This window comes from Brotaphodocola sp., from assembly GCF_050873065.1.
Lineage (GTDB): Bacteria > Bacillota > Clostridia > Lachnospirales > Lachnospiraceae > Brotaphodocola.
This window is the reverse complement of the sequence record NZ_JBNMIC010000069.1, coordinates 1-9,249: the sequence shown is the minus strand read 5'-3', so window position 1 is coordinate 9,249 and position 9,249 is coordinate 1. Positions and strand designations below refer to the sequence as shown.

7 protein-coding genes and 2 pseudogenes are annotated in these 9,249 nt (G+C 47.5%); 2 read left to right on the top strand and 7 right to left on the bottom strand.

Going from position 1 to position 9,249, the window contains the following annotated elements; translation table 11 throughout:
- From ACR0QE_RS12135 to ACR0QE_RS12120, 4 genes and pseudogenes are all read right to left on the bottom strand, one after another.
- Positions 1–649: pseudogene (locus ACR0QE_RS12135) on the bottom strand (IS200/IS605 family accessory protein TnpB-related protein); the annotation flags it as partial.
- A gap of 9 nt (positions 650–658) precedes the next feature.
- Positions 659–1,099, bottom strand: a pseudogene (tnpA, locus tag ACR0QE_RS12130) (IS200/IS605 family transposase).
- A gap of 154 nt (positions 1,100–1,253) precedes the next feature.
- Positions 1,254–1,565, bottom strand: coding sequence for a YerC/YecD family TrpR-related protein (locus ACR0QE_RS12125; protein ID WP_432628607.1), 312 nt, complete (start codon positions 1,563–1,565; stop codon positions 1,254–1,256).
- Positions 1,566–1,827: 262 nt separating this feature from the next.
- Positions 1,828–2,637 carry a Cof-type HAD-IIB family hydrolase gene (locus tag ACR0QE_RS12120; RefSeq protein ID WP_432628606.1) on the bottom strand — a complete coding sequence of 270 codons (810 nt, stop codon included), beginning with the start codon at positions 2,635–2,637 and terminating at the stop codon, positions 1,828–1,830.
- A gap of 352 nt (positions 2,638–2,989) precedes the next feature.
- Here ACR0QE_RS12120 and ACR0QE_RS12115 point away from each other — a divergent pair, with 352 nt between their 5' ends.
- Entirely contained in the window at positions 2,990–3,973 is a 984-nt protein-coding gene (locus tag ACR0QE_RS12115; RefSeq protein WP_432628608.1) for an ABC transporter substrate-binding protein, read from the top strand.
- A 107-nt stretch (positions 3,974–4,080) separates the two neighbouring features.
- On the opposite strand, the gene ACR0QE_RS12110 is transcribed toward ACR0QE_RS12115, so the two are convergent.
- The 3 genes from ACR0QE_RS12110 to ACR0QE_RS12100 all read right to left on the bottom strand — a co-directional run bounded on the left by ACR0QE_RS12110 (position 4,081) and on the right by ACR0QE_RS12100 (position 7,858).
- Entirely contained in the window at positions 4,081–5,442 is a 1,362-nt protein-coding gene (locus ACR0QE_RS12110) for an MATE family efflux transporter (RefSeq protein ID WP_432628605.1), read from the bottom strand.
- Positions 5,443–5,491: 49 nt separating this feature from the next.
- Positions 5,492–6,385 carry a GGDEF domain-containing protein gene (locus ACR0QE_RS12105; protein WP_432628604.1) on the bottom strand — a complete coding sequence of 298 codons (894 nt, stop codon included), beginning with the start codon at positions 6,383–6,385 and terminating at the stop codon, positions 5,492–5,494.
- A gap of 213 nt (positions 6,386–6,598) precedes the next feature.
- Positions 6,599–7,858, bottom strand: a complete 1,260-nt coding sequence (locus tag ACR0QE_RS12100; protein ID WP_432628603.1) for a D-alanyl-D-alanine carboxypeptidase family protein — start codon at positions 7,856–7,858, stop codon at positions 6,599–6,601.
- A 200-nt stretch (positions 7,859–8,058) separates the two neighbouring features.
- Here ACR0QE_RS12100 and ACR0QE_RS12095 point away from each other — a divergent pair.
- Positions 8,059–9,249 (top strand): polysaccharide deacetylase family protein (locus tag ACR0QE_RS12095; RefSeq protein ID WP_432628602.1); only part of this gene is annotated, 1,191 nt, incomplete at its 3' end.

The window sequence follows — 9,249 nt, the reverse complement described above, 5'->3', positions numbered from 1 at the left end:
TTCCCAGATCAACACTGCATATCACCTGTTCTTTTACAAATGTTTTCGATAAACTTATTTCTTCTGTGTAAGAAAAACGAAGAAAATACTTATGGTGTTCTCTTTCCAGCGTTGGGGCAGATGCTTTCTTCCCACTCCATTTCTTTCGCAGATATTCCATATCCGTATGGAGCAGGTTTACCGGGAACCATTTCCAGTCTCGTCCATCAAACAGCTTTAATTGCGCTGCATCTGCTCCATCTTTTGTTTCTTTATACATCACATCGCGATAAAAGACCGGCATCGCATGATTTTCACAGATCAGCTTCGGTTTTCCAGTCAATTCTCCTTTTTCCCATAATCGCATCCGTGTTTCATACGAGGATACACTTCCAAGTGCATGCTGAATGGCCGCTCTTCTCAGGTAGGACGGCATTTTAGGAAAACAACGGTCAAAATCAAACCGGGCATGGTTCTTTTTCGTTTCATGCACCAGATGTTCCGCCTCGTTAAACCGTTTTTGTACATTTCCAATCGCAGAAAGTTCGTCCCAGCTTTCCGCATACGCCTGAATCAGGTAGGAAGCCGCTTGACGGAAAATATCCAGCGTATGGCGGATTGGTATATTCTGTTTTTTTATTTCTACGCCATAACTGGATACAATCTGCATAACGCACCTTTACTTTCTTTTTTTCTGCTCTTTTTGTCCCTCAATATACGCCATTACCTGTTCCCGGCTTCGGTCACTTACAGTAACCGCACAATAGGACGGGTTCCACAAATGTCCTCCACACAACTCCTGTTTTAATTCCGGATGTGCAAGAAACAGCTGGCGCGCCAAATTTCCTTTCATAATTTTTATCATGTCTGATATAAAAAATTGCGGCTTGCAGTCTAAAAGTAAATGTATGTGATCCGGCATAACCTCCATCGCCAGAATCTGAAACTGGTATTCCTCTGCAAGTTCATACAGCATCTTTTTGCATTCTAAATCCAGTTCATTTTTCAGAACCTGTTTTCGATATTTCGTGCATCAGACAAGATGGTACTGTAAAGAATATACATATCCCCTACCATATGAAAGTGTATTTTCTTTGATGCTGAACATATTTTCTTCCATATCTATATTATACCATATGCTTTTCTATATGGCAAACTTTTGTTCTACACTCTATCAAAAAACTGGCACACCTAACTCATCACTGAAGTAACGAGAATGCGGTGTGCCAGTTATTCAAAAAGTGTTTTCATTTTTGCATTTACATGGAATGAGGCTACTCCTCACTCTCCTTTTCTTTCTGCTCTGCCATTCTTGAAAATACCATGTCATAGCCGTCGCTTCCGTAATTAAGAGAGCGGTTTACCCGGCTGATTGTCGCAGTCGACGCACCGGTCTTCTCTGCAATCTCCAGATACGTTTTCTTCTCTCTGAGCATCTTTGCCACTTCATAGCGCTGTGACAGAGACAAGAGCTCATTTACCGTACAAACATCCTCAAAAAAGCGATAGCACTCTTCCGGTGTCTCCAGTGTCAGAATCGCCCGGAACAGATCATCCACTTCTTCATTTCTGATCTTCTTATTCATGAAAATTTCCCTTCTTTATCCATCTCGCCTGAGTCTGTATCAAAACTTCCATCTGCCCATCTTCTTATGACTTCTTATTCATCTTTCTTCTTCCTCTGAGCCTGTAAAAGAGTTCTACTCAAGCTGTTTTCGCTGCTTTTATCAGTTTATCACAGTAAATTTATAAAGTCTATACCTCTACGAAAAAATTACAAATGAAACTTTTTTTGCTGGCTTGATTGGCTCATTCCTTCCACATCTGTAAAAACAAGCGAAAAACTTTCTAAAGTAAGAACTTTTCCACCACCTGTGCCACGCCATCATCGTTATTGGAGAGTGTCACATAATCTGCGGCATTGCGCACCGGAAGCACGGCGTTTGCCATCGCCACACCGAGACCTGCGAACTGAATCATCGACAGATCATTGTAGCCATCTCCGCAGGCGATCATCTCTTCCCGGTCCATTCCAAGCGCATGAAGCAGCTGGTCAAGAGACTGTGCCTTATCAATCCCCTTCGGCAGAATCTCAAGGAAGAACGGTTCTGAACGATAAACGCTGAAATTCTTTCCAAGTGCCGCTTTCACCTTGCCCTCGACGGTTGCAAGATAATCCCCGTCATCGAGCATGATGAACTTCGGGACAGCAAAATTCACATATTCTCCGAGATTTTCAATTTTTTTCAGTTTCAAATGATTGATAGCTGACTCAATCTTTGCATACTGGTTCGCCGGATTATTCGTGATGATCCACGCATCCTGATAAGTCAGAATGTCCACGCCCTCCTCCTGCGCCAGATTGACAATTCGCTGATTTGATTCTACCGGAAGCTTTTTCTGGAAAACAATCTCCCTTGTACTGCAGTCCATGATGATTCCACCGTTGAAAGAAAGGATAAATCCGCCATATTTTTCAAGTTCAAGCTGTTCCGCAAGCGGCATCACTCCGTAAGTCGGACGTCCGGAAGCAAGCACAACCTTCTTGCCCCGCTTCTGCGCCTCCATCAGTGCACGCAGCGTCCTCGGTGTAATCACCTTGTCCCGGTTTGTCAGTGTTCCGTCCAGATCCAATACGATCATCTTGTAGTTGTTCATAAAATTCTTCCCCTAGCTGTAGCATTTTCTTTCACAAATATCTACCCTGTATTGTATCATGATTTTTGGTTTTTGTCATTTACATACGCAAAGCTCACTCACACAACCTCACACTGGGTCACAAAAATTTTTCTGATTTTTATTCACCGCACCTCGTCTCTCTCAATATGATACTAACAAATATATGCAGCCATTCAAGTCATCATTTTTATCATCATTTATCCTTATCTTATCATGGTCGTCACGACCTATTCATCAGGAGGCTTTTATGTATCGTCACTCACATCATACATGTTCTCGCGCCTTATCCGGCATTCTCTCACTTTCCCTGCTTCCGGTCGCTGCATTTACTATGGCCAGCTCACTCACCCTGACCGGATGCCAGAAAAACGAATCTGAGATGAGCCGCGTCCCCGTCACCTTAAATGAAGTTGCACACTCTATCTTCTACGCGCCTCAGTATGCCGCCATCGAGCTTGGATACTTCAAGGACGAAGGCATTGATCTGACCCTTGTAAACGGTGCCGGTGCCGACAAAGTTATGACCGCATTGATTTCCGGCGACGCCGATATCGGTTTTATGGGATCCGAGGCAAGCATCTATACTTACGCACAGGGAGCACAGGATTATGCCGTCAATTTTGCCCAGCTGACCCAGCGCGCCGGCAACTTCCTCGTTGGACACACACCGGATGATTCCTTCACCTGGGCAAAACTTAAAGGCACAAAAGTCCTTGGCGGACGCGCCGGTGGCATGCCGGAGATGGTATTTGAATATATCTTAAAGAAAAACGGCATCGACCCGAAGACGGATCTGACGATTGACCAGAGCATCAATTTCGGACTCACAGCAGCCGCCTTCTCCTCAGGGGATGGAAATGGTGCAGACTACACGGTCGAATTCGAGCCGTTCGCGACAAGTCTGGAGCTTGAGGGAAAAGGAAACGTCATCGCCTCTCTCGGCACCGACTCCGGATATGTGCCCTACACTGCCTACTGTGCAAAGAAAAGCTATCTTGCCGACCATCCGGAGCTGATTCAGCGATTCACCAACGCGATCCAGCGGGGGCTTGACTATGTAAATACCCACTCCGCCGAGGAAATCGCAAAAACAATTCAGCCTCAGTTTAAGGAAACTCCTCTCGAAAATCTGATTCGCATCACAGAGCGCTACAAAAATCAGGATACCTGGAAGTCCGACACGATTTTTGAGAAAGAGAGTTTTGAACTTCTCGAAAACATTCTCGAGGAAGCCGGGGAACTTAAAACTCGCGTTCCTTATGAGGATCTCGTCACCACCGAATTTGCAAAAACCGCCGCATCAAAAACAAAATAGGCAAAAAATGTTCCGGCAATCTTATGAGTGCACCTCAAAAACTGCCGGAACATTTCTCTTCCCATTTGTATCTTCTTAATTTTTTTCTTTTTTTTCGTAAATTCCTCTTAATTCTGCTTTGCGAGCTTCTCCTCGGCACTCTTTAACCAGTCCACCTTAAAGAAGTAAATCGCCATTCCAATCGCACAGATCACCCAGGTGATCGGCCACCCAGCCATCACCACCATAAGGTCATGGGTTCTCGGAACTGCAATCGCCAGATAGATCTGACGAAGCACCACAAAACTGCCAAGCATAAAGTACATCGGAATACTTGATTTTCCGACACCGCGCAGTGCTCCACTGAGGATCTGGGTAACCGGCAGAGAAATGTACGCATAAGAGAACAGATGCAGCATTGCACCACCGTTTGCAATCACCTGCTCATCACTTGTAAAGAAACGGACAAGATCTCCGCCCTTCAAGTTCATCACAAAGCATCCAACCAAAATCACAGACGAACACATCAGCCATGCTGAGAAAATACCTTTCTTCACGCGGTCGCTCCTGCGCGCACCGATGTTCTGACCCACAAAGGTTGTGATCGTCATGTTAAAGCTCTGAAGCACAAGCTGGAGAAAACCATCGATTCGAATCGTTGTGGAATATCCCGCAATCGCCGCCGCACCAAAACCATTGATATAGGACTGCACAATCACATTGGAAAATGCCGTGATACTCTGCTGAAGAGCGGCCGGAAAACCGATCTCCACAATCCGCTTTACCACTGCTTTGTGGAAACGGATTTTTCTCCACTCCACCCGGTAATCCTCTTTGGCGCAGACAAGCTGACGCATGACAAGAAACGAGCTGAATGCCTGTGCAATCAAGGTTCCAAGTGCAACGCCCGCAACCCCGAGCTTTGCCCCACAGACGAGAACAAAGTCAAGAATAATGTTGGTGATACTCGCCACTGCCAGATAAATCAGCGGATTTCTCGAATCCCCGACTGCCCGCAGAATTCCCGCTCCCATATTGTAAAAGAGTGCAAAGGTAATTCCCGCAAAATAGATTGTCAGATAGAGCGTAGAGTGCGGAAGAACTTCCTCCGGAACTCCGATTGCCCGCAGAAGCGGCCGTGTCACCGAGATGCCAACAACTGTGAACACGACACTGAGCACACCGGTCAGCCAGAGCGCACTGTGAACGGCCTGACTCAGCTCCTCCTTCTTTTTTGCACCAAACGACTGTGAGATCACAACACCGGCACCGGCGGAAAGTCCCATAAAGAATCCCACCAGCATATTGATTACCGACGCGGATGCTCCGACCGCTGCCAATGCATTCGTATCAACAAAATTTCCCACCACATAAGAATCCGCTGTATTATACAGCTGCTGAAACAGATTTCCGATAAGAAGAGGGATCGCAAACACCAGCATCGACTGGACGATCCCTCCCTCAATCAGATCGGATTGTTTTTTCTGCACCTTCACCGCTTCCCTTCTCTTTTGTCTCTCCGACCGATTTATTTACTTTTCAGATCAACTCACTCTTCTTGATTCCGCGCTTCATCTCGTACATGTTTCGATCTGCCTCATTGAACAGACGGCGAATGCTCTCCTCTGTTCCGTCAAAGCAGTGATCCTCCGCAATTCCAAAATCAACCATCGCCGGAATCTTATGCCAGTCTTCCAGCTTATTCTTTGCCGCCAATTTTGCCGCAATGACATGAGTCTTCTTCTCCGCCCAGTAATGAGGACAGTTCTTTAAAACCAGCAGAAATTCATCTCCGCCGATTCTTATGATTAAATCTGTTTTTCTTAAACTTGATTTCATCGTCTGGGCGACTCGCTGGAGAATACGATCTCCTGCCTCATGCCCGTACTGATCATTGATGTGCTTAAATTTTCGCAGATCCGCGACAACAAATGTGATTTGCTCATTCAAAAACTCGGGCACAAAAACCCGCTCATCAAACACCCGGCGGCTGTAAACGCCCGTCATGGAATCGAAGTACGCCCGATCGGCCTCCGCTTCCATGTCCTCTAACTTCACTCCGTCATTCAGCGTCTTGTAAACAGAGAAATCTGTCTTTTCTTCCAAAAGTTCCAGACAAAATCTTCTCTTTTCCCCGTTCTCCTTCGTCATCACAATCGGAACCGTCACCACCCGGAAAATCCGGTCATGAATCCATTCAAACCGACAGGTCTTCTTGTCTGAGTAACGATTCTCCACATGTTTGTGTGATTCCGCGTCCACTCCGTAACGACAAGGTCCGTCATCAATCAGATTTCCCTCTTTGTCAATTCGCATCTGCCGGCAGTCTTTCGTGTCAATCAGTCTGACACGGTCAAAATACATATTTCCGAATTCCATGCAGATCTGTATTTCCTGCAGGTTCGCATGCATGACTTCCTCTTCAAACTTCACCGTTTTTCTCCAAATTTCTCTCGAACTTGTATGATATCACTCTATACCATTTTATATAAAACCCTTTTTTTATAGTAACATTCCCGCATCTGAAAGTCAACAATAACTCTGCTGCCACCACTGTGTCATACGGCATTTTCAGTTCAGGAAATGCCTGCCCGTGTACAGTAACGCACAAATACATTGTGATTGCGCCTCTTTTCCAACTTAAAATTAAAAGAACAAAAATCTTTCCACCGTCATCTTCAAGCTGTCGATGTACCCGGCACGCTCCACTTGTGCATCCGTCAGGATTCCAACCTCTCCTAACACTGTTCCGTTCAGCTCATAGCGGATCACCCCGATTTTCTCATCCTCTTCGAGCGGCGCTTGTGCCTCCTCCGGGATCTGAAGAGTCTTCTCAACCGCTGAAAAATCCTCTCCATTCATCCCCAGATAAGAGAATTCTTCCTCATAGCGGAGCGGAACCGTCTTTTCCTTTCCGCCTTTCACCGAAAGTTCCGGAAGCTCTGGCATCTGTGTATCCCGATACAGCTTACAGGTTGCATAGCCATAGTTTAGCAGAATTCTCGCATCTGAAAAACGCGTTTTATAATCCGGCGCCGCCATGATCGCCGCAATCAGTTCCACCCCGTCTTTCTCCGCAGTCGCCGCAAGACAGTACTTCGCCCGTGACGTGGACCCCGTCTTGAGCCCGGTCACCCGAAAATCTGTCGCCATTTTCAGCAGTTTGTTTGTGTTTGCCAGTCCGAATTCTTTTGTCCCCTGTTTCGTCACATGGGTGATATTCTCCATCCAGATCGTCGAATAATTCTGAATCTGGGGATAGCGCGTAATCAGCTCCCTCGCCATCACCGCAATGTCCCTCGCAGTCGTCAGATGCTCCGGATCCTCCGTCAGACCGCAGCAGTCCACAAAATGCGTGTTCGTCATCCCAAGTCCCTTTGCCCGCTCATTCATCTGTCTGACAAATTCCTCCTCCGTCCCTGCAAGATATTCCGCCATCGCCACGGAGGCATCATTTCCGGACGCGATGACGATACACTTGATTAACGTCTCCACAGTCTGAACCTCTCCCTCTTCCAGAAACACCTGAGATCCTCCCATAGCCTTCGCCCTCGCACTCGTCACCACCTCATCCTCAAGCCGTATTTTTCCTGCATCGAGTGCATCAAAAATCAAGATCAGCGTCATCACCTTCGTGACGCTTGCCGGGCTTCTTCTCTCGTCCGCATTCTTCTCACAGATCACCTGGCCACTCGACGCCTCCATCAAAATCACACTCGGCGCCATAACCTCTGCCGGGACAGCCGCAGCCGGAAGTGTCTCCATTCTCCCATCACCATCAGAAAAATCTGAAGTTTCCGCTCCCCACACAGATGCCGGAAAGCATCCCGCATTTCCCGCCAACGTCAGTAACGTCAGAATCAAACTCCAGACAATCAGAAACCGAAATCGCAAAACCTGTCTCATTCAAACGCTCCCCAAACCCGCTTACTTTCTTTGTTTCCAGTCTATGGATTCGGCGATCGTCTTATGTATTTTTGAATTCCCCTTTCTTTTATGAATTGTAAGAATTCCCCATATAGCCTTTTTGTCCGGATTATGATATGATACAATCAAATACCCGGAACGATTTTGGGAATCGTTTCGGAAGAAATGAGGGATCAGGAATGGATCATTTTGAGTACATACGAGCAGACAATCGCAGACGCAAAAACCGACACAGACGCGGCCCAATTATCGGAGGCTGTGTATTACTCGTCGGCATCTGCTGTGCAGGTGCTATATTTTTTGCCGGAAAGATGAAACCGGGCGGAAATGGAAACGGAGGCAGCTCTATCGTCATCGGAGCAGGTTCCAATGAGGCAACGACCTCTGACGCAGCAACGGGATCCGCTGAGTCCGGGTCCGTCTCTGTTGAGACTTCCAAGGAAACTCTTCTCGATCAGGCAAGCGCACTTGCAACCGGTTACGACTATGACGGGGCAATCACCCTTCTCACAGACAGCGCATATGCTTCCGACCCGGCTGTGCAGGAGGCGATTGCCGGTTACGAGAACACCAAATCAACACTTGTGCAGGTAGATGTCAACACCGTCACCCACGTCTTTTTCCACACCTTAGTCTGGGATACCGCAAAGGCGTTTGACGGGGACAGCCGCACGGACGGCTACAATCAGGTGATGACGACCGTCGATGAGTTCAACAAAATCATCCAGACGATGTATGATGAGGGCTACGTCCTCGTCCGTCTCCACGATCTCGCCTATGAGACGACCGATGAGAACGGCAATCCGGTGATGAAACCGGGCACAATCATGCTTCCGGAAGGAAAAATTCCGTTTGTGATGTCCCAGGACGATCTGTGCTACTATCCTTACATGGATGGAGATGGATTTGCAAGCCGCATCATCATCGGTGCAGACGGCAAACCGACCTGTGAGATGAAGATGGACGACGGCTCCACCTCGACGGGTTCCTACGATCTTGTTCCGATTCTTGAGGACTTCATCGACCAGCACCCGGACTTTTCCTACAAGGGTGCACGCGCCGTTCTCGCCTTCACCGGATATGAGGGAATTCTCGGATACCGCACCTCTTCCTCCTATGCAGAGACCTCCCCGACTTACGAGCAGGACCGTGAGGAAGCTGCAAAGGTTGCCCAGTGTCTGCGCGACAACGGCTGGGAGCTTGCCTCCCACAGCTGGGGACACTTAAACCTCGGAAAAGTCGACTATGAACGCTTCAAGACCGATACCGACAAGTGGGAAAATGAGGTCGAGTCCCTGATCGGACCGACTGACATCATCCTGTTCCCGTTTGGCGCTGACGTCGGCGACTGGCATCCGTATACCTCCGAG

Excerpts from the sequence above, each read along its gene's own strand:
- ACR0QE_RS12125 (WP_432628607.1), bottom strand. The coding sequence starts at position 1,565 with ATGAATAAGAAGATCAGAAATGAAGAAGTGGATGATCTGTTCCGGGCG.
- ACR0QE_RS12120 (WP_432628606.1), bottom strand. The coding sequence starts at position 2,637 with ATGAACAACTACAAGATGATCGTATTGGATCTGGACGGAACACTGACA.
- ACR0QE_RS12115 (WP_432628608.1), top strand. The coding sequence starts at position 2,990 with ATGGCCAGCTCACTCACCCTGACCGGATGCCAGAAAAACGAATCTGAG.
- ACR0QE_RS12100 (WP_432628603.1), bottom strand. The coding sequence starts at position 7,858 with ATGAGACAGGTTTTGCGATTTCGGTTTCTGATTGTCTGGAGTTTGATT.